Source organism: Micromonospora sp. NPDC049274, from assembly GCF_040678875.1.
GTDB lineage: Bacteria > Actinomycetota > Actinomycetes > Mycobacteriales > Micromonosporaceae > Micromonospora.
The window spans coordinates 40662-59638 of the sequence record NZ_JBFAQS010000007.1 but is presented as its reverse complement, the minus strand read 5'-3'; the positions used below and the strand labels follow the sequence as shown (position 1 = coordinate 59638).

Genomic DNA, 18977 nt, shown 5'->3' with positions numbered 1-18977 from the left:
AGCGTCCTGGAAAACCAATCGAAAGGGAAAAACCGTGGCAGCACCGGAGCACCCCCGATGAGCGCCTTGGTCGTGGACGGACTGCGCAAGCGGTACCGCGACCACGAGGCCGTGGCCGGCATCGGCTTCACCGTCGAGCAGGGGGAGATCGTCGCCCTCCTCGGCCCGAACGGCGCCGGCAAGACCACCACACTGGAGATCCTGGAGGGCTTCCGCAGCCGCGACGCCGGCCGCGTGGAGGTGCTGGGCCGTGACCCGGGCGACCGGGCCGAGCGTCGGTGGCTGCGGGAGCGGGTCGGCCTGGTGCTCCAGGACATCGCTGTGGAACCGCACCTGCGTGTGCGGGAGACGATCGCCCGCAGTGCCGGCTACTACCCGGCCCCCCGTGACGTGGACGAGGTGGTCGAGCTCGTCGGACTCGACGAGAAGCGCGACGCCAAGGTCAAGGACCTCTCCGGCGGGCAGAAGCGCCGGCTGGACCTCGCCCTCGGCGTGATCGGCGACCCGAAGCTGCTCTTCCTCGACGAGCCCACCACCGGTTTCGACCCGACCGCCCGCCGCGGCGCCTGGGAGGTCGTCCGCAGCCTGCGCGACCTCGGCACCACAGTCGTGCTGACCACCCACTACATGGACGAGGCGCAGGCGCTCGCCGACCAGATCGTGGTGCTCAACGCGGGCCGCGTGGTGGCACAGGGCACCCCGGAGACGATCGGCGGCCGAGACACCGCCCGTACCCGGATCCGCTTCGCCCGGCCCGACGGCGTGGCACCGGAGGAGCTGCCCGTCGCCCCCAGCGAGATCGACGAGACGAACGTGACCCTCGAGGTGGACGACGCCACCGAGGCGCTGCACCGGCTGACCGGCTGGGCGCTGGCACGCGGGACGCCGCTGCACCGACTCGCGGTGGAGCAGCCCACCCTGGAGGACGTCTACCTGAGCCTGACCGGCGACGCCGCCGGCCGGCCCGAAGCCACGCCCACGTCACGCCGGCAGCGCCGCAGGAACCGGAGGGCAGCATGACCACGTTGAATCCCGTCGCCGTCGGAGTCGCCGACGAGACCACCGATCACCCGTCCCGCCGCCGCAGCGACCTGGCCGTGCTGCTCCACCAGATCCGGTACGAGCAGCTGTCGTTCTGGCGCAACCCGCAGGCCATGATCTTCACGTTCGTCTTCCCGATCGCGTTCATCGCCATCATCGGTGCGGTCTTCGGTGGCGGCGAGGCCAGCGACTTCTTCTACGGCCGCACCGGCATGCAGTACTACTCGGCGACGATCGCCGCCGTGTCGGTGCTCGGAGCCTGCTACGGCCAGCTCGCCATCGCGCTCGCCGCCCGACGGCAGACCGGCGTGCTCAAGCGGCTGCACGCCACCCCGCTGCCGGCCTGGATCTACTTCGCCGGGCTCCTCGCACACTGCCTGATGGTCAGCGTCATCGACGTCGTCCTGGTGGTGGGCGTTGGTGCGCTGTACGGCGCGCCGGTTCCCGCCGACTGGGCCTCGGTCGGTGTCACGCTGCTGCTGGGATCGGTCTGCTACTGCGCCCTGGGTGCGGCTGTCGCCTCGCTGGTCAGCAACTCCGAGGCGGCGCCCGCGGTGGTGCAGTTCGTGCAGTTTCCGCTCGTCTTCATCTCCGGAAGCTACTTCCCCATCCACTCCGACACGTTGAACACCCTGGCTGGGCTGCTGCCCGTGAAGCCGTTCAACGACGCCCTGTTGTCGGCGTTCACCACAGGCGACGGCCTGCACTGGAAACAGCACGGTGTCCTGCTCGCCTGGGGTGTGCTCGGCACCCTGATCGCGGTCCGTCGGTTCCGTTGGGACCCGCGCCCGGAGTGATCCCGGCCGTACCGGCCCGCCAGCGCGGCGGCGTCCGGACGGTGAGTTCCGGCCCTGGTTCCGGAGCTCGCCGCCCGGACGTCGCCGTTCTCGTGCGCGGCTGCGAGGCGGGCGCCACGTCAGCGGGACGGGCCGTGCTCACGCGGCTGGAGCGCTCACGATGAACCATGCTCTTCGGTGACCCTGGCCGCAGTCGTGCCGGGCGATGCCGGTCAGCCACCGGCGGACCATCCCTCGACGGCGTGAGTTGGGATGGCACGGTGCCTGGTCGTCGTGCCTGTCGAGCTGCCCCACCAGTGGGGCGGGCAGGCCCGTGGCCGGTTGCACGGTTGTGGCCCCGCCGCATGGCAGTCCGCCTGTCGGGCCCTGGATGTCACCCTCGGGGCGCAGATCGAGGCCAGCGCCGCCCGGGCCAGCCCGCCCCACGGATGGGGCAGCTCGACAGGCACTGACCAGCACCGTTACCTCTCAGTGCGCTTTAGCAAGCACATGGTTGGTAGTCCTGCCTTGCGGCGGAACGGTCCCGGTCTGACCGGCGGATGCCGTGCCGGGTTCACGCTTCGTCGCCACCTGCCCGCGTACGCGGGTCTTCTGGTCGGCTCCACGTGCTGCCACCGGGCCACTCCCGGCGGTATCGAACTCGGCCGCGAGAGCGGCCAGGTTCAAGGAGGCGTTGCGGTCCCGGTCGATGACCAGACCGCACGCCTCGCAGGTGTATTCGCGCTCGGACAGGGCCAGCTTGGTTTTCACCGTGCCGCAGCCCGAGCAGGTCTTGGAGGACGGATACCAGCGGTCGGCCAGCAGTAGCTGACCATTGTTCCATCCGGTCTTGTACGCCAACTGGCGGCGGATCTCCGCGAAACCGGCGTCTGCGATGTGCCGGGCCAGCCGCCGATTGGCGAGCATGCCGGCCACGTTGAGGTGTTCGACCACGATCATGCTGTGCTCGCGGGACAGGCGGGTGGTGAGCTTGTGCAGGCCGTCGCGGCGCAGGTTCGCCACGCGGGCGTGAGCGCGGCCGAGCCGGGCGGCTGCCCGTTCCCACCGCTTCGAGGCTCGTCTTGCGGTACGCCGGTCCGGGCCGGTCTTGCGTGACAGCGCCCGACCCAACGAGCGCATGCGTTGCTGCGCGGCGACTAGGTGGCGCGGGTTGTCGACCAGTTCGCCAGTGGACAGCACCGCAAGGTGCTTGATCCCGACGTCCACGCCGACGACCGACTGCGGCCGGGCAGGGGCGCGTTCGGCCCGTTCGACTTCAACGGTGAACGAAACGTGCCAGCGTCCGCCGTCGCGCCGCACAGTCGCGGACATGATCCGGGCGGTGCCGTTGTCCAGGCGGCGGGCGAGTTTGCGGGCCGACTCGTGCAGCTTCAACCGGCCCAGTCGGGGCAGCACCACGTGCATGCGGTCGGGTTCGACCCGGATTGCCCCGGTGGTGAACCGCACGGATGGTGTGGTGCGGCGGCGGGACTTGAACCGGGGAAACCTGACCGGCCGCCCGGCCCGTGCGCCCTTACGGGAGTCGGCCCAATTCTTCAAGCCGCGCGCGAGGGCGTCCAAGCCGGTGTTGAACGCCTCCTTCGACACCTCGTCCCACCACGGCGCAACCCCGGGCTTAGCGGCGTTCCACGCCTTCCGCAACCCAGCGAGGGACCATGACAGCGACGGCGTCAACGCCTCGTGCGGCACGCCGTAGGATCGCTCGGCGGTCCGCTGGTCCATGACCGCCTTGACCTTCGCCAGTGCCCAGTTATGCGCGACCCGGGCCGCCCCGGCATGCGCGAGCACGTCACGTTCCTGGCCCGGGGTGAGGTCGAGGGCGAACCGGTACGCCTGGATCGTCTTCACACCGGAGCCTCGGTGGCGGCTTCGACTGCGCGGCGGGCGCGGTTCGCGGCGGCGCGACGACCGTACAGGCGGGTGCACAGCGAGGTCAGGATCTCGGTGACGTCGCGGACCAGGTCGTCATCGACCTCAGCCGGGTCGACCACCAGCAGACGCCGGCCTTGCGCGGCCAGCGCGGCTTCAACGTACTCGGCACCGAAGCGGGCGAACCGGTCGCGGTGCTCGACCACGATGGTTGACACATCCGGGTCGCGGAGCAGGGCGAGGAACTTCTTACGGTGCCCGTTCAACGCGGACCCGACCTCGGTGACCACCCGGTCCACGCCGAGCTTCTGGCCGGTGGCCCACACGGTCACCCGGGCGACCTGACGGTCCAGATCCGCCTTCTGATCGGCTGACGACACCCGGGCGTACACCACGGTCTGCCCGGCCTCCGCCGCCGTTCCGGTGACCGGATCTCCGACCATGATTAGGCGGCCGATCCGGTAGGTGGGAATGGGTAGCGTTCCGGACTCGTAACGCCGACGTGCTGTCGCGTACGAGATCCCGGTGGCCGCTGCCCATTCCTTCAAGTTCACAACGCCGACTATAGCCCGCTAGTGAGCGCTATTGACGACCGACACGCCCGCCAGCAGCCGACTACCCCCTGCCCAAGCCGCGGGTCGGGCGTCCGCGCGACACCGCCTGGCCGCGTCGTCCGGCACAGGCGACTGCGCCCGACCCTCGGCCGAGGCCGTGGATCGGGCGCAGTGGATCGGGCGCAGTAGACGCCGGGCGTCGGCGTCAGTGGGCGAAGGCGGTGAGGTTCCAGCGCTGGCTGCGCAGTCGCTCCTGCCAGGGCTCTCCCAGCACGTCGTCGACTGTCTCCGCGATCGCGTGGCACATGTAGTAGCGCTGCAGCGGGGACACCGTCAACAGTGGCAACTGCTGGTAGAACAGGTTTGTCAGCAAGCTGTACGAGGCGAAGAACGGCGACGGAGACTCCACCACGCCCGACTCCCCCACCGCCCGGTGGAAGTCGCTGTCCGGTTCGCCGGCGAGGCGCCGCCGCGGCCCACCGTCCGGGCCCACCGAGTCGACCAGGTCCGGGGTGAGCACCCCGCTCGCGGCCGCGTTGTCGAGTGCGCCCGCGCAGTAGCCGAGCGAGGCCCGCCAACCCGACGCGGCCGGCGACGGCGCGTCGGCGAGCCGGTCGGCGACCACCTGCCGGATCTGGTCGGCATCCTTGGCGAGACGATTGGCGAAGGTGGTCCGGACCTTGCCGGCCGGCTTCGCCCAGGCCAGGAAGGCCTCCGCGTGCCAGCGCAACGAGAGAGCCCCGTACGCGGTGCCGAGGGCGTGCGTGTCGGCGAGCGCGACGAACGCCTCGGCGAGGCGTACGGTCGCCCGTTCGGGGTGGGCGGACAGCTCGTCGACCAGACGCATCAGCGGCCGGCCGAGCATGCTGCGGACCACATCCTTGAGCTGATTGAACGCCGGCGCGGGCTCCTCCATGCCGGCGGCCCAGAGGAACTCCACCAGGCCGTGCGTCCGCAGGGTGCCGTACGGATGGGGCAACCCCTCCAGCCGGCCAAACTCCTCCGCCTGCGCCAGGTACACCTCCTCGGTGAGTGCGGTGGCGGGATCCAGCGGCCCCGCGTCGAGCCGCGCGGCGATGGAGTGCCATGGCGGCGGCGGCCCGAAGGCACGCCGCGCGATGATGTCCACGTGTGGGCCGTGCAACCAGCCCCGCCTGAGATAGACGATGCGTCCACTGCCCTCGGCGAGGGTTCGCGCGACCGGTACGACGTGGTCGGCGAGCCAGGGCAGGCTCACCGGCCCACGCGTGTACAGGCGCAGACCGGTCACGCCGGTGGTGTCCAGTTCCACAGTGTGCGATGGCACGGCGTCAGCCAGCATCTCCATGACCTCCCATAGGCATCGGAAACCGTCCACTGGTGCCGGTTCGGATGAGGGGTTCCGCCGACTGCCGGCGGCCGTTCCGCCTCGGATCATCCGGGCATGCGAGCACCGCGGGAAAGTGCTTGAAACGATCCGCTGACAAGTGTCACCCCGCTTTGTGTGCGGCTGTGAAAAACGCACATGACGGAACGTCAGCGTGACGATGACAAGTGTCCCCGACCGGGCCGTCCACACCTTACGGAAGGCCTTTCGCGCCTCATCATCAAGGCGTGGCGCAATGGCCCGGACCGGGCCGCCGGACGCACCGGAATTCGCTCCACCCCGTTACAGGAAAGGACCACCGTGTCCACTCGTCGTCAGTTGCTGCGCCTCGGTGCGGCGTCGGGCATCCTCGGCGCGACCGGTGGCCTCGCCAGCCTCGCCGACCGGCTGGCCGACACGCCCGCCGCGGCGGCCACCGTCGCGGCACCGTTCACCGTTCCGCTCACGGTCCCTGAGACACTGCGGCCGATCCGTCGTACGGCCACCACCGACTACTACTCGGTCACCATGCACCGCCGCCGGTTGGAGATCCTGCCCGGCACTCGCACCGAGGTCTACACCTACAACGGTGACCTGCCCGGCCCGACCATCCGGGCCCGCTCCGGTCGCCGCGTGGTGGTCCGGCAGCGTAACCGGCTCGACATGCCGACAGCGGTGCACCTGCACGGTGGAGCTACCGCGCCGAGCGACGACGGTTCCGGCGGTGTGACGATCGCGCCCGGTGGGGAGCGCGTCTACACCTACCCCAACCACCAGCCGCACGGCACCCTGTGGATGCACGACCACGCCCACCACATGGAGGCCGAGCACCTCTACCGCGGGCTGAGCAGCCTCTACCTGCTCACCGACGCCACCGAGGAGGCCCTGCCACTGCCGCGCGGGTCCTTCGACGTACCGCTGGTGCTGCGCGACGCCCACTTCGGCGCCGACGCGCAACTGGTCTGGACCATGGACGACGTCGAGAACCGCAACACCATCCTGGTAAACGGCCGGCCGACACCCCGCTTCACGGTGCAGGCGCGGCGGTACCGACTGCGGCTGGTCAACTCCAGCAACATGCGTATCTTCCTGCTGCGGCTCGCCGACAGCGGGATCTTCACCGTGATCGGCTCGGACGGCGGACTGCTGGAGGCGCCTGTCGACACGCCGTACCTGCTGCTGTCCCCGGGGGAGCGCCTGGAGGTGGTGGTCGACTTCGCCCGCTACACACCCGGCAGCTCTGTGGTGCTGGAGAACCTCATGGGTCCGGGCCCGACGGACCAGGTCGGCCAGGTCATGCGCTTCGACGTCGTACCGGCAGCAGCGCGGGATCGCAGCGCCGTGCCGGCCCGGCTGCGCACGCTGCCGGCACTGCCCACCCCGACGGTACGGCGGCAGGTGGAGTTGCGCATGGACGAGCCGGGGACGGGCCACCAGGCGTACATCGACGGGAAGGTCTTCGACCCGGCCCGGATCGACACCACCATCGCGTGGGGCACCACCGAGGAATGGACGGTGACGAATGCGAGCGCCACCATTCCCCACAACTTCCACACGCACCTGGTGCAGTTCCGAGTGCTCGATCGCGGGCCCAACCCGGCCGACCCCACCGAGTCCGGCCTGAAGGACACCGTGACCATCTTTCCCGGCCAGTCGGTGCGCCTACAGGCGACGTTCAACACCTGGCGCGGTGTCTACCCCTACCACTGCCACATGGTCGACCACAGCGGGATGGGCATGATGGCCCAATTCAGAGTCGTCTGATCCTGACCTGCTCGAAAGAGACTCCCGGCCCACCGGACCGGGCCGCACACCTTCGGGACAGGAAGGATGAGAATGCCACTACACAGCCATTCGGCACGGTCGTTGCGACTACGCCGACTGCACCATCACAGCACCGCCGGTCTGGTCGTCGCGCCGGTCGACCACAGCATCGCCGACGGCCCGGTGGTGACGCCAAGCCAGCCCATCGACCGGCTCGTCGGCCAGCTCGCCGGCGGCGGTGTCGACGCGGTCGTCGTGCACAAGGGCAGCGTGCGACACATCGGCCCGGACCGGTTCGCCGACATGTCGCTCATCGTGCACCTCAACGCGAGCACCAGCCAGGCCCCCGACCCCGACGCCAAGTACGTCGTCACGGCGGTGGAGGAAGCGATCCGCCTCGGTGCCGACGGAGTCAGCGTGCACGTCAACGTCGGCTCGCGGCAGGAGCACCAGCAGATCCAGGATCTGGCCCGGATCGCCGACTCGTGCGACAGGTGGAACCTGCCGCTGATGGCGATGATGTACCCGCGCGGGCCACGCATCGACGATCCCCGTGATCCGGCCCTGCTCGCACACGCGGTCACCATCGCCGCCGACCTCGGCGCGGACCTGGTCAAGACGGTCTACCCCGGCTCGGTGGCGGGGATGCTCGACCTCACCAGCATCTGCCCGATCCCGGTCCTGGTGGCCGGCGGGCCGCGACGGGGCAGCGAGGCCGAGTTGCTCCGCTTCGTCGCCGACGCGCTGGCCGGCGGGGCCGCCGGTGTGGCGATGGGTCGCAACCTCTTCCAGGCCCATGACCCGGAGCAGCTGGCGCGCAGGGTGGCGCGGCTGGTGCACCGCTACCCGATGGAACAGATCGACGACCTAGAGGGAGGACACCATGACGGGCAACAGACTGTGCTGGCTTGACATTCGGGCAGCAGGCGGGGCGACCGCAGCCATTCTCGAGGAGGCCGTACACCAGGGTCTGGACGCCGTGGTGGCGTCCGACCCGGCGGCCTTCGCGGGCCTGCCCCCGACGCTGGGCAAGGTTCTGCTGCTGCGCGGCGCGGATTTGCCGGACGACCTCGGGGAGGCCGACACGGTGGTGCTGCCCGGCCCGAGCGCCGAGCGGGCCGCGCAACAGGAGGCGCACCCCGGTGTGCGCTTCGGTCGGTACGTCGAGATCGTCGACGCGCCGACCCTCGCCGAGGCATGTACGGCGGCCCGTGAGGAGGAGCTCGCCGTCCTGGACTTCCGCGACCCCACCAAGATCCCGTTGGAGATCGTGCTCGCCGCGGCGGCCGAGTCCCAGGGGACGATCGTCACTGTGGCCCACGACGTGCCCGAAGCCGAGATTCTCTTCGGGGTGCTGGAGGTCGGCTCCGACGGGGTGCTGATGGCTGCCCGTTCGGTGGGGGACGCGACCGCCCTGCGTCGCGCGGCGACCGGCCAGCACGGGGAGATCCCGCTGGTGGAGCTGGAGGTCACCCGGACGCGGCACGTGGGCATGGGCGAACGTGCCTGCGTGGACACGTGCACGTACTTCGGGCAGGACGAGGGGATCCTGGTGGGTTCCCACTCCAAGGGCATGGTGCTCTGTGTCAGCGAGACGCATCCCCTGCCGTACATGCCGACCCGGCCGTTCCGGGTGAACGCCGGCGCCATCCACTCGTACACCGTCGCGGCGGACGGGCGGACGCACTACCTGAGCGAGCTGGAAGCGGGCAGCAAGGTGCTCGCGGTGACCACCAAGGGCCAGACCCGGCTGGTCACGGTCGGCCGAGTCAAGATCGAGACCCGGCCACTGATCTCCATCGACGCGGTCGCGCCGAACGGGCAGACGGTCAACCTGATCCTTCAGGACGACTGGCACGTGCGGGTGCTCGGGCCCGACGCGGTGGTGCTCAATTCGACCGAACTGCAGCCCGGGGACCGGATCCTGGGCCATCTGCCCACCGCCGATCGGCACGTCGGCTACCCCATTGAGGAGTTCTGCCGCGAACAGTGAGTGACGGTTGCGCACCGAGGCGCGCCCCGCAGGCCTTCAGCGGCCGGCGGGGCGCGCCTCGGTGTGGCGATCCGGGGTGCTCGTCGCCGTCGGAACCGAAGTTCCTTCGAGCCACCCGGGGCTTCAGGTCAGCAGCCGAGCCGCTTGCTCGACAGGGCGATGTCGTCGATCCAGAGGTCGAACTCGCCAGGTGTCGTGCCACCCTGGTAGAGCTGCCAGCCGATCTTCACCGTGTCGACAGTCGGCAGGACGAAGGGAACGTCGTTGCCGCCGTGGTTGCTCGTGGAGGCGGTCAGCTCCGGGTTCGCCACGCCGTCGATCCAGACCGCGACGCGGTTGTCCGCCGCGTCGATCTTCCACTCGAAGCACTGCCAGGTGTCCTCGGCGACCGGGGCGGACTCCCGCCAGTTGGTCCAGTCGCCGGTCGGACCGCCGTCGGCGCCGACCCCCCAGAAGGTTCCGGGGACCGTGGGCGCGTACTGGCCCCCGACCGGACGGACGACCTCCGCGCTGCCGGCGCCTGTCGCTTCCACGAGCGTGAAGTGCGCCCAGTCCGGGGCCGTGGGGAAGGCATCGACGCGCAGACGCATCCGGCCGTAGAAGCGGTTACCCGGCGCGGCGAAGTCGTCGACCCGCAGGAAGGCGCGCCCGTTGTCGACCGTGTGGATGTGCAGCACCTGGTTGCCCCGGCGGGCACGTTCCACGGTCAGCGTGCCGTGGCGGGTGTCGACACCCCACTTCAACGTGCTGGGTCCCCCGGGAGACAGTCGCTCGAAGTCCTCACAAAAGAGCAGTCCACGGGGGCAAGAGGGCGGGGCGGCCCCGGACGCGGCGGCCGGCACGCTGCCGGCCGCGGCGACGAGGACCAGGGCGGCGCTGAACACCGCGAGAAGTTTGCGCATGGTCATCCTCCATGACGGGTGGCCCCGCCAAGAGGCGGGCCAGCAGGAACTTTCCGGCCCTCCGAGGCCGCCATGCTCGCGCTCGCACCGCCAGCGGCGCGGTTGGCCTCGCGCCGCGGTGATCCGGGCTACTCCGGCACGACCGCGTCAGATCCGGCTATCTCGATGAGTCGGTGTGTGCGAAGAGGTTGGCCTCGGCCGGTCGGCAGCCGTGATCGGGGCCCGACCGACCACGACGGCACCCGGGCCCGGAGCCGGTGGCTCCGGGCCCGATCATCGTCCTGAGCCGACGGAGGGGTACGTGTCGCCGGTCAGGGGCTGGTGCAGGAGAGGCCGCTGGGCGCCGCGCTGCTGCTGCCGTTGACCAGGAAGCCGAAGGTCGTCGAGGCGTTCGCGCCGAGAGACCCGTTGTATTCGGCGTTGCGGACGCTTACCGTCCCGCTGGTGCCGGTGTTGATGCCGCTCCAGACGTTGGCGATGGTCTGCCCACCGGCCAGCGTCAGCCGAACGGTCCAGCCGCTGAGGGTGGTGGAGCCGTTGTTGGCCACGGTGACCTCGCCCTGGAAGCCACCGTTCCAACTGTTGACCATGCGGTACGTCGCGGTGCAGGCACCCGGCGGAGCAGTGGTCGGCGGAGCAGTCGTCGGCGGAGCAGTCGTCGGTGGAGCAGTGGTCGGCGGAGCGGTCGTCGGTGGAGCAGTCGTCGGCGGAGCAGTCGTCGGCGGAGCGGTCGTCGGCGGAGCAGTCGTCGGCGGAGCAGTCGTCGGCGGCGTGCCCGGCACGGTGGTGGAGGCGGCGTTGAGAGCGTTGAGGACGGCGGTGTACGCCGCCTTGGGGTTGCTGTTGCGGTCGAAGAGCAGCGGGTTCTCGCTGCCACGCCAGGAGTCGCTGTCCCGGATCCCCCACGTCGTGATGCCGACGCAGCGGGGAACGTTCATGCAGGCCTGGGTCAGGCCCTGGTACTGGCTGGTCGAGGCGTTGGTGACGTCGGCCTCGGTCAACGCCACGTCGACCCCGAGGGCCGCGAAGCTGGACAGCGTCTGCTGGAAGTTGCCCGGCAGTGAGCTGCCACCGGTGAAGTGGGTCTGGAGGCCGACGCAGTCGACCGGGACGCCGCGGGCCTTGAAGTCCTTGATCAGGTTGTAGACGCCCTGCGTCTTGGCGTACGTCCAGTTCTCGATGTTGTAGTCGTTGTAGCACAGCTTCACGCTCGGGTCGGCGGCGCGCGCCGTCCGGAACGCCACCTCGATCCAGTCGTTCCCGGTGGCCTGCAGGTTCGACGACCGCCGGCTGCCGTTCTCGGCGTAGGCCTCGTTCACCACGTCCCAGTAGGCGAATTTGCCCTTGTAGTGGGCCATGACGCCGTTGATGTGGCTGATCATCGCGGCCCGCAGGGCGCTGCCGCTGAGACTTCCCCAGAACCTGGGCTGCTGGCCGTGCCAGGCCAGGGTGTGGCCACGGAACCGCATGCCGTGCTCGGTGGCCCAGTTGTAGATCGCGTCACCGCGACGGAAGTCGAACTGGCCAGGGTTGGGCTCGGTCGCGTCGGGCTTCATCTCGTTGACGGCCGTCATCATGTCGAACTCGCGGTTCGCGATGGTCAGGAAGCCCGAGTCGGTGAGACGGTCCGACCCCATGGCGGCGCCGAAGTACCGGCCGCTGCGCTCGACTGCGGCTCTCAGGGTGGTCCCGGGCGGTCCGCTGAGATCGGCGCGGGCGAAGGTCGCCAGGGCCATCGAGGACACGGTGATCGCCAGGGCGCAGGCCCCACCCAGAAGCAGCCTGGCGGCACCCCTGGTTCGGCGTTTCGGTTGAGCGGGTACGTCGTTCATCTGTGCTTTCCCCTCGATGTTCTGTCTGGTCCATTGCCGACGCGAGGCGCAGACCCGACGATCGCTGCACGGCCGGCGAAGGGAGCACCGCGCTCGCCGTTGGACCAGCACGCCGCAGGTGACGCCGGGCCGGCGACAACCCCGCCGCGCCCGAATCGGTGACCACCGCAGGCTGCCCGGCCCGCCCGGTGGATGGTGAGCACTCCGCGCCGTACGCCCTGCGGAGTGACACTGCCCTGCCCGTGATGCTATATCGAATCAATTCGATCTGCGCGGTCGTCGACCGATGGTGTTGCGCCCGCGGCGCTGCGCGATCGGGGACCGACCGGCCGGCCTGCGATCGGCAAGCGGCGCGACCGGGCGGGACCAACACTGACGTGCGTCTATGTTGCGAGTGTGGACCCAGATGTGCTGGAATGGCTCATATCGCCGCAGCGCGGGGGCAACCGTGCTGAGAACGGCCAGCACGGGAGCATCGCAGGGCCGGCAGCGCGTCACTGTGACAGACGCTCGCGGCCCCTGCGTCGGGCCACCGCCACGAGGGCGCGCATCGCGCCGGGCGGGCATCCTCGCTCGCCACACGTGCCCCCGGCACGCGTCCCCGACGGCCGACGCGCTCGACGCCAGACCCCCGGGGGCTTCCGATTCGGTCTGCCAGCGCACCAGAACCGGCGACGAGGTGAGAAGCGACGATGATTTCCCGAGAGAATCTCGCGAGGTGGTACCGCCACCGCCTGTTCTGGGTGGCGGTGATCCTGTTGGCGGTGTCGGCCGGCACGGTCGTACTGGTCAACCGGGCCGACCAGGAGACGGCGCCGGCGGATCTGCAGGCGCAGATCGTGGCCCGGATGCGTACCACGCTTGAACAGGCGGACCCTGGGCAGCACAACCACGCCGGACACAGCGCCCAACCGGGAGCCACCGCGGAGAAGCCGCCGGTGATCTGCGGGATCCGCGTCTACGGCTACGAGCCGGCGGACGCCACCGCTCTCGCCGACGTCCGGAAGGTCTACGGCTTCCACCTCTGCGGAGTCGCCGAGCAGAAGCGCCCGTGGGACGTGGCGGTCAAGCTGGCCGGTCCCTTGATCATGGATATGTCCACCAACCCTCCGGGCATCCAGGTCGTCGAGGCGACCGCCGACGTCAGGTTCATCGACCGGCTACGGGAGATGTTCCCGGCCAGGTACGCGACGTTGGCACAGGAGGAGGCGCTGACCCCGGCGGAGATGGCCGAACAGCGCCGGCGGTACGACGCCGCGGCCGGGCTCTGACCAGGCCGGGCAGCCGAGCAGGTACGCGGATCCGCCATCGATCCGGCGATCCGGACAGCTCGCTCCACATCCGTCTAAAGATAGATCAACATTGATATTTGAGTTGATGGATGCAACAGTGGCTTTGGGAGCGTTCCCACATCGATGTCTCGTACCGATGAACGGAGGATGAACAGTGCGTTTACACAAGCCCCATCAATCCGGCGGACGGCAGCGGTCAACAGTCCGTCGGTCCCTCCAGGCGGTCGTCCTGATGGCCGCCTTGGTGGTCGGTACGCTGCCCTCGGTCGGCGCAGCTCAGGCACACGGCACCGTCATCGGTCCGGCGACCCGCGCCTACCAGTGCTGGAAGACCTGGGGCAACCAGCACACCAACCCGGCCATGCAGCAGCAGGACCCGATGTGCTGGCAGGCGTTCCAGGCCAACCCGGACACCATGTGGAACTGGATGAGCCAACTGCGGGACGGCCTCGCCGGTCAGTACCAGGCCCGCACGCCGGATGGGCAACTGTGCAGCAATGCCCTCGCCCGGAACGACGCGGTGAACCAGCCCGGGGCATGGAAGACGACAGCCGTCAGCCGCAATCTCACGGTCCAGATGTACGACCAGGCCAGCCACGGTGCTGACTACTTCCAGGTCTACGTCACCAAGCAGGGGTTCAACCCCGCCACCCAGCGGCTCGGGTGGGGCAACCTCGACCTGATCGCGACGACCGGGCGGTACGCGCCGGCCCAGAACATCTCGTTCAACGTCTCGCTCCCCGCACGCAGCGGGAACCAGATCCTGTTCGTGCTCTGGAAGGCGTCGCACCTGGACCAGACCTACATGTGGTGCAGCGACATCACCATCGCCTGATCGGCAGGTCCGACCGGTAGGGCAGCAACCACTCCGGCCCAGGGCGCGTTGACGCCCTGGGCCGGAGTGCCCGCCCTTCACCCACTGATCAAGGAGCTGAACATGCAGAGACGGCGTTATCGCCCGGCCACCATGCTGGCAGGGCTGCTCATCCTGACCCTGTCCGCGCTTCTGGTGCCACCGGCGCCGGTGGCCAGCCCTGCGGCAGCCGGAACGTCCCACACCCGCGCGGTGCCACTCGCCGAACTGACAGTGGTATCCGAACGGGTGGCGTTCGGTCTGCAGCGTCCGATCGCGCTCACCGGACTGCCGGACGGGCGCATGTTGATCGCGGAGAAGAACGGCACCGTCCGCTCGTACCACCCCGACACCGGCCTGGCGGCGGAGCCGGTGCTCGACCTGACCGCCCGGATCGACACGTCGGACAACGAGCGCGGCCTTCTCGGCATCACGCCCGCGCCGAACTTCGCGCGGACCGGGCTCCTCTACGTGGCCTACACGAGCCTGCCGGCCGGCACGCTGACCCTGGCGCGAGTGCCCATCGGTGCTCCCGACCGACTGCAGGTGCTGCTCACCCAGGAGCACGCCGAGTTCGGCAACCACAACGGCGGCCAGGTCGCCTTCGGCCGCGACGGCTACCTCTACTGGTCCACCGGCGACGGCGGAAACGCGAACGACCCGTTCAAGAGCGGCCAGAACCTCGGCACCCTGCTCGGAAAGATCGTGCGGATCGACGTCAACCGCGCCTGCGGGGGCAAGCCCTACTGCGTACCCTTCGACAACCCGTTCGTCCGCACACCCGGTGCACGGCCGGAGATCTGGGTCTACGGGCTGCGCAACCCGTGGAAGTTCTCCATCGACCCGGTCGACGGCTCGCTGTGGATCGGTGACGTCGGCCAGGGGCTGGTCGAGGAGATCAACCACATCCGCCCGTCGCAGCGTGGAGCGAACCTCGGTTGGTCCTGTCGAGAGGGCACGCCGGTCTTCGACCAGACGCAGTGCCGGCCGGGCGTGCGGCTCACCGACCCGGTCTTCGAGTACGAGCACTACCTGACGGAGAACTGCTCGGTGATCGGCGGCGTGGTGTACCGAGGGTCCGCCACCCCGGAGGCGCGGGGCACGTACCTCGCGAGCGACTACTGCTCGACCCTCGCGTTCGCCGTCCGCCCCAGGGCCACGGGTGGCTACGAATCCGCGACGATCGGCAACCTCCCCACCCAGCCGACCGCGATCGGCACCGATGCGAACGGCGAACTGTACGTGACCAGCGATCTCCCGGGATGGCTGAGCCGGGTACGGTTCGAGCAGGTCCAGCCACCCGCGAGCAGCGGGGTGACGAACCGCTGAACCGGGGTCGATCCCCCGACATCCGTGACACCACGGTGGACGGCCGCGTACCAGCGGCCGTCCACGCCGGGGTACGCCCCCCGTCGTTTTGCTACCGCCCCACTCGGCCCCCGGCGACCGCCTCGCGGACTGTGGCGCGTGCGGCGGTGTCGATGAGGTCGGCGACCGGGCCGGGCCGAGAGACCGCCACAGCGTGGGATGCGTCGATCTCGACAGCCGTGGACCTTTACCTGCTCGGCGTGCGTCCAGCCGATCGGGTGCCGGTGCCGACCCGGGAATTGTCAACCTCTACGTGCAGCCGTCGATCTTCGGCAAGGCGTTCGCCGACAAGAGCATTCCCGCCAAGGACGTTGCGGTGCTGGCCGCCCGGCAGCGTCCGCTGGCCTTGAACGCCCTGGTCGAGGAGTCCGGCGAGCCGGCCTGGCGCACCATCCCCTCTGTCCAGGGTCACCGCCGCCGGCGCGGTCACCAATCAGATCAAGGCGGCCGCCAAGGCGACCAACTGACACAGCGGCCGGCCGTAGCCTCGCGTTGGGCGATGCCACGGCCGGCCGCTCCGTCACGTGGCCGCGTTGGCCGAGTCGGCCAACGCGGCCACGGTTGCCGTCGGTGTCACGGGGTCGGTCAGGCGGTCGTCCGGGCCGCCTCCAGGACGACCTTGGTGACCTGATCGGGATGCGAGATCAGGCCCAGGTGACCGGCGTCGATCCGGGTGATGTCGGCCTCCGCCCGCTTCATCATCTCCTCCTGGCGGGCCGGCGGGATGACCCGGTCCTCCTCACCGATCACCGCCCATACCGGGATCGTCTTCCACGCCGGCTCCGTGGCCGGCTCCGCAAGGGCGTTCGTGGCCAGGGCGGTCTGCGTCACGGCGAGCACCTCCGCCTGCCGCCGAGGCAGACCGTTGGCGAAGCCGGGGATGAACACCTTCGGCAGGACGTAGGCGTCGACCGCACCTTCCGGGGCACCGGGGAACGGCACGAGCTTGAAGACGCTCGTGGGGTCGGTCAGGGCCGGCTCCAGCACCGAGCCGGAGCCGGCGGTGAGTTCCTCCACGGTCTCCCCCTTGTCCGGGGCGAAGGCGTCGACGAACACGAGTGCCTTGACGTTCTTGTTGCCGGTCGCGGCGTCGCTTACCACGAAGCCGCCGTACGAGTGGGCGGCGAGCACGATGGGACCCTCGATGGTGGACAGGAAGTCCTTCAGGTATCCGCTGTCGATTGTCGGTCCCCGGCCGGGTTGCGGCGCGACCTGGACCTCGAAACCGCGCGCCTGGAGTCTGCGGACCTCGCCACTCCAGCTCGAGCCGTCGGCCCAGGCGCCGTGGACCAGGACGATTGTCGGTTTGTGGCGCTGCCCCTCGTCGGGGGTTGGTCGCACGCCGCCGTCCGCGTACACGTTTGGAGCGGCTGCGCCGAGCACCATCACCAGCGTTGCGGCGGCGAGCGTTGCGGCGATGGTCTTCGGCCGACGTAGCGAGATACCGAGCACGTCTCTTCTCCCTCGTTGGTCAGTGGTTTCCGAACGCGGGCGGGTGCGGATGGCTGCCAACGCGACCCCGCCACAGCCGCAACCGGTCGGGAGCACCGCGGAGTGGCGCGCGCACCGACAGCGGCCGGGCTTCGGTGCCGCGAAGACTCGCTTGATCGCCCAATCCTCACCGTACTGACGCGCAAAGGAAATCCGTGACATAAGAGGAGATTCGTTCAGGTTTCACTCTGCGGGAGGACGCGAGGCCACCTCCTACTGTCACGTCAGCACTCCGCGGTCGAGGAAGGGCCGAGCGTCACGCGCGTTGGTGCTCCGGGGTCCGCCACGGCCCGGGCACCAGGGCCGCAGCGAGCCCCGCCACCACGGCGAAGCCCGCCACCAGCCAGTACGTCCGGCCGTACGCTTCCGAGGGGAAGCCCGATGCGCCACTGAGCCGCTGTTGCAATGCGACAGCGACCACCGCGATGCCCAACGACCCGCCGATCTGGTTGAGGATGAACAGGGCGCTGGTGGCCCGGGGGGCGTCGTCGGGGCCGACCGCGAGGTACATGAACGCCATCAGGCCGGGCACTGTGAAGCCGATGCCGAAGCCGCCGATGCCGAACGCAACAGCGGTCAGGGCCGTCGAGGTGTGGTCACCGACGCCGGACAGCACCAGCGCGGCGATCGTGGCGAGCAGCATCCCGATCGGAGCGGTCACGCGGGCGGTTAGCCGGGCGCCGGCCTTGCCGACGGAGATCGCCCCGGCGGCGCCGAGGATGCCCGAGGGCACCATGAGCAGGCCCGCGTGCAGGGCGCCGAATCCGCGTGACTGCTGGTAGTACAGCGGAGTCAGGAACAGCAACGTGTTGGCGACCGCCCCGACGAGCAGCATGGTGACCACCGACATCGTGAATCCGCGCTGGGTGAACAGCCGTACGTCGATCAGGGGCTCGGCCGCGCGGCGGGCGTGCAGCACGTACGCCAGCAGCAGCGCCGCGCCGACGGCGAAGGCGGTGACCGCCGCCGGATCGCCGAAGTCGCCCCGGTGGGCCGCGGTGGTGAGCCCGTAGATGAGCACCGCGAAGCCGGGTGAGAGCAGGGCCAGGCCGATGACGTCGAGGCGTGGCCGCGGCGCTGCGGAGTCCGGCGCGTCGGCAGGCAGCGTCCGAAGGGCGAGCAGCAGTGCGATGACACCGACCGGCAGGTTGATGAGGAACATCCAGCGCCAGCTGATGTCGTCGACGAAGAAGCCGCCGAGAATCGGGCCCAGCACCGGCCCGACGGTCAGCGGGATCGAGATCAGACCCATCGCCTTGGTGATCCTGGCCGGGCCCGCGGCGCGGGCGATCGCGGCCTGGACGACCGGGAAGATCATGCCGCCGCCGAGCCCCTGGAGCAGGCGGAACGCGATCAGGCTGCCGGCCGACCAGGCCAGGCCGGACAGCAGCGAACCGACGGTGAACAGGACTACCGCGAACACCCAGATCTGACGGACGCCGAACCGGTCCACGCCCCAGCCGGAGATCGGGGTAGCGACAGCGACGGCGAGCAGGTATCCGGCGGTGACCCACTGGATGGTCGACAGCGAGGTCCCGAAGACGGTGACGAGGCGGTCCACGCCGACGTTGACGATGGTCTCGTCCAGCAGGGCCATGAGCAGCGCCAGCAGCAGGACTCCGGCCATCTTGAGGAATGCGGGATCGAGGCGGTCGCCCTCCGGGACAGCGGGCTTGTCACCGGGAGCGCGCCGGGGCGCACTGGTGTCGCTGGCCATGGTCGTTACCTCCGAGCGGCAGTACGGTCCGGATTGACGCGCACAGAATACATGCAGGCGCACACATCATCAGGCACCTAAAGCCCTGTCATGCCTCACTGGTGGCCCTGAGCTCACGAATAACGAATGTGTTTACATTGACTTCACATGGACGTGTAA

15 protein-coding genes are annotated in these 18977 nt (G+C 69.7%); 8 read left to right on the top strand and 7 right to left on the bottom strand.

All coding sequences use genetic code 11. The annotated features are described in order from the left end of the window. Positions 1 to 57 precede the first annotated feature (57 nt). Both AB0K10_RS15305 and AB0K10_RS15300 read left to right on the top strand, forming a co-directional pair. Positions 58 to 1020, top strand: coding sequence for an ABC transporter ATP-binding protein (locus tag AB0K10_RS15305; RefSeq protein ID WP_363683745.1), 963 nt, complete (start codon positions 58 to 60; stop codon positions 1018 to 1020). Continuing rightward, a complete protein-coding gene (locus AB0K10_RS15300; protein WP_363683743.1) occupies positions 1017 to 1838 on the top strand; it encodes an ABC transporter permease in 822 nt (273 codons plus the stop codon). Before AB0K10_RS15305 ends, AB0K10_RS15300 begins: the two co-directional genes overlap by 4 nt. Positions 1839 to 2306: 468 nt before the next feature. Here AB0K10_RS15300 and tnpB read toward each other — a convergent pair whose 3' ends face one another. From tnpB to AB0K10_RS15285, 3 genes are all read right to left on the bottom strand, one after another. After that, positions 2307 to 3686, bottom strand: coding sequence for an IS607 family element RNA-guided endonuclease TnpB (tnpB, locus tag AB0K10_RS15295; protein ID WP_363683741.1), 1380 nt, complete (start codon positions 3684 to 3686; stop codon positions 2307 to 2309). Further along, positions 3683 to 4261: an IS607 family transposase gene (locus AB0K10_RS15290; protein ID WP_363683739.1), complete on the bottom strand. Its 579-nt coding sequence runs from the start codon at positions 4259 to 4261 to the stop codon at positions 3683 to 3685. The genes tnpB and AB0K10_RS15290 overlap by 4 nt, the downstream gene beginning before the upstream one ends. Positions 4262 to 4466: 205 nt before the next feature. After that, positions 4467 to 5582 carry a hypothetical protein gene (locus AB0K10_RS15285; RefSeq protein ID WP_363683737.1) on the bottom strand — a complete coding sequence of 372 codons (1116 nt, stop codon included), beginning with the start codon at positions 5580 to 5582 and terminating at the stop codon, positions 4467 to 4469. A 345-nt stretch (positions 5583 to 5927) separates the two neighbouring features. Here AB0K10_RS15285 and AB0K10_RS15280 point away from each other — a divergent pair, with 345 nt between their 5' ends. The 3 genes from AB0K10_RS15280 (at position 5928) to AB0K10_RS15270 (ending at position 9363) form a co-directional block, all read left to right on the top strand. Next, positions 5928 to 7370: a multicopper oxidase domain-containing protein gene (locus tag AB0K10_RS15280; RefSeq protein WP_363683735.1), complete on the top strand. Its 1443-nt coding sequence runs from the start codon at positions 5928 to 5930 to the stop codon at positions 7368 to 7370. 72 nt (positions 7371 to 7442) lie between these two features. Beyond that, positions 7443 to 8282: a 2-amino-3,7-dideoxy-D-threo-hept-6-ulosonate synthase gene (locus tag AB0K10_RS15275; RefSeq protein ID WP_363683733.1), complete on the top strand. Its 840-nt coding sequence runs from the start codon at positions 7443 to 7445 to the stop codon at positions 8280 to 8282. Beyond that, positions 8254 to 9363, top strand: coding sequence for a 3-dehydroquinate synthase II (locus AB0K10_RS15270; RefSeq protein WP_363683731.1), 1110 nt, complete (start codon positions 8254 to 8256; stop codon positions 9361 to 9363). The genes AB0K10_RS15275 and AB0K10_RS15270 overlap by 29 nt, the downstream gene beginning before the upstream one ends. Before the next feature lie 128 nt (positions 9364 to 9491). On the opposite strand, the gene AB0K10_RS15265 is transcribed toward AB0K10_RS15270, so the two are convergent. Both AB0K10_RS15265 and AB0K10_RS15260 read right to left on the bottom strand, forming a co-directional pair. After that, the gene (locus tag AB0K10_RS15265; RefSeq protein ID WP_363683729.1) at positions 9492 to 10265 is read right to left on the bottom strand and encodes a hypothetical protein; all 774 of its coding nucleotides are present in this window, start codon (positions 10263 to 10265) and stop codon (positions 9492 to 9494) included. Between the two features lie 311 nt (positions 10266 to 10576). Beyond that, a complete protein-coding gene (locus tag AB0K10_RS15260; RefSeq protein WP_363683727.1) occupies positions 10577 to 12001 on the bottom strand; it encodes an endo-1,4-beta-xylanase in 1425 nt (474 codons plus the stop codon). A gap of 788 nt (positions 12002 to 12789) precedes the next feature. Here AB0K10_RS15260 and AB0K10_RS15255 point away from each other — a divergent pair. From AB0K10_RS15255 to AB0K10_RS15245, 3 genes are all read left to right on the top strand, one after another. Further along, the gene (locus tag AB0K10_RS15255) at positions 12790 to 13368 is read left to right on the top strand and encodes a hypothetical protein (RefSeq protein WP_363683725.1); all 579 of its coding nucleotides are present in this window, start codon (positions 12790 to 12792) and stop codon (positions 13366 to 13368) included. Positions 13369 to 13621: 253 nt separating this feature from the next. After that, complete coding sequence (locus AB0K10_RS15250; protein ID WP_363683723.1) at positions 13622 to 14224, top strand: lytic polysaccharide monooxygenase; 603 nt, start codon at positions 13622 to 13624, stop codon at positions 14222 to 14224. A 102-nt stretch (positions 14225 to 14326) separates the two neighbouring features. Continuing rightward, complete coding sequence (locus AB0K10_RS15245; RefSeq protein ID WP_363683721.1) at positions 14327 to 15571, top strand: PQQ-dependent sugar dehydrogenase; 1245 nt, start codon at positions 14327 to 14329, stop codon at positions 15569 to 15571. Between the two features lie 624 nt (positions 15572 to 16195). Here the strand turns inward: AB0K10_RS15245 and AB0K10_RS15240 are convergent. Beyond that, positions 16196 to 17062: an alpha/beta hydrolase gene (locus tag AB0K10_RS15240; protein ID WP_363683719.1), complete on the bottom strand. Its 867-nt coding sequence runs from the start codon at positions 17060 to 17062 to the stop codon at positions 16196 to 16198. Positions 17063 to 17357: 295 nt separating this feature from the next. Then, positions 17358 to 18818: a DHA2 family efflux MFS transporter permease subunit gene (locus AB0K10_RS15235; protein ID WP_363683717.1), complete on the bottom strand. Its 1461-nt coding sequence runs from the start codon at positions 18816 to 18818 to the stop codon at positions 17358 to 17360. Positions 18819 to 18977: the final 159 nt, after the last annotated feature.

Coding starts and splice junctions, on each gene's coding strand:
- AB0K10_RS15305 (WP_363683745.1), top strand. CDS start 58: ATGAGCGCCTTGGTCGTGGACGGACTGCGCAAGCGGTACCGCGACCAC.
- AB0K10_RS15285 (WP_363683737.1), bottom strand. CDS start 5,582: ATGCTGGCTGACGCCGTGCCATCGCACACTGTGGAACTGGACACCACC.
- AB0K10_RS15235 (WP_363683717.1), bottom strand. CDS start 18,818: ATGGCCAGCGACACCAGTGCGCCCCGGCGCGCTCCCGGTGACAAGCCC.
- AB0K10_RS15300 (WP_363683743.1), top strand. CDS start 1,017: ATGACCACGTTGAATCCCGTCGCCGTCGGAGTCGCCGACGAGACCACC.
- AB0K10_RS15250 (WP_363683723.1), top strand. CDS start 13,622: ATGGCCGCCTTGGTGGTCGGTACGCTGCCCTCGGTCGGCGCAGCTCAG.
- AB0K10_RS15275 (WP_363683733.1), top strand. CDS start 7,443: ATGCCACTACACAGCCATTCGGCACGGTCGTTGCGACTACGCCGACTG.
- AB0K10_RS15255 (WP_363683725.1), top strand. CDS start 12,790: ATGATTTCCCGAGAGAATCTCGCGAGGTGGTACCGCCACCGCCTGTTC.
- AB0K10_RS15245 (WP_363683721.1), top strand. CDS start 14,327: ATGCAGAGACGGCGTTATCGCCCGGCCACCATGCTGGCAGGGCTGCTC.
- AB0K10_RS15270 (WP_363683731.1), top strand. CDS start 8,254: ATGACGGGCAACAGACTGTGCTGGCTTGACATTCGGGCAGCAGGCGGG.
- AB0K10_RS15260 (WP_363683727.1), bottom strand. CDS start 12,001: ATGGCCCTGGCGACCTTCGCCCGCGCCGATCTCAGCGGACCGCCCGGG.
- AB0K10_RS15265 (WP_363683729.1), bottom strand. CDS start 10,265: ATGCGCAAACTTCTCGCGGTGTTCAGCGCCGCCCTGGTCCTCGTCGCC.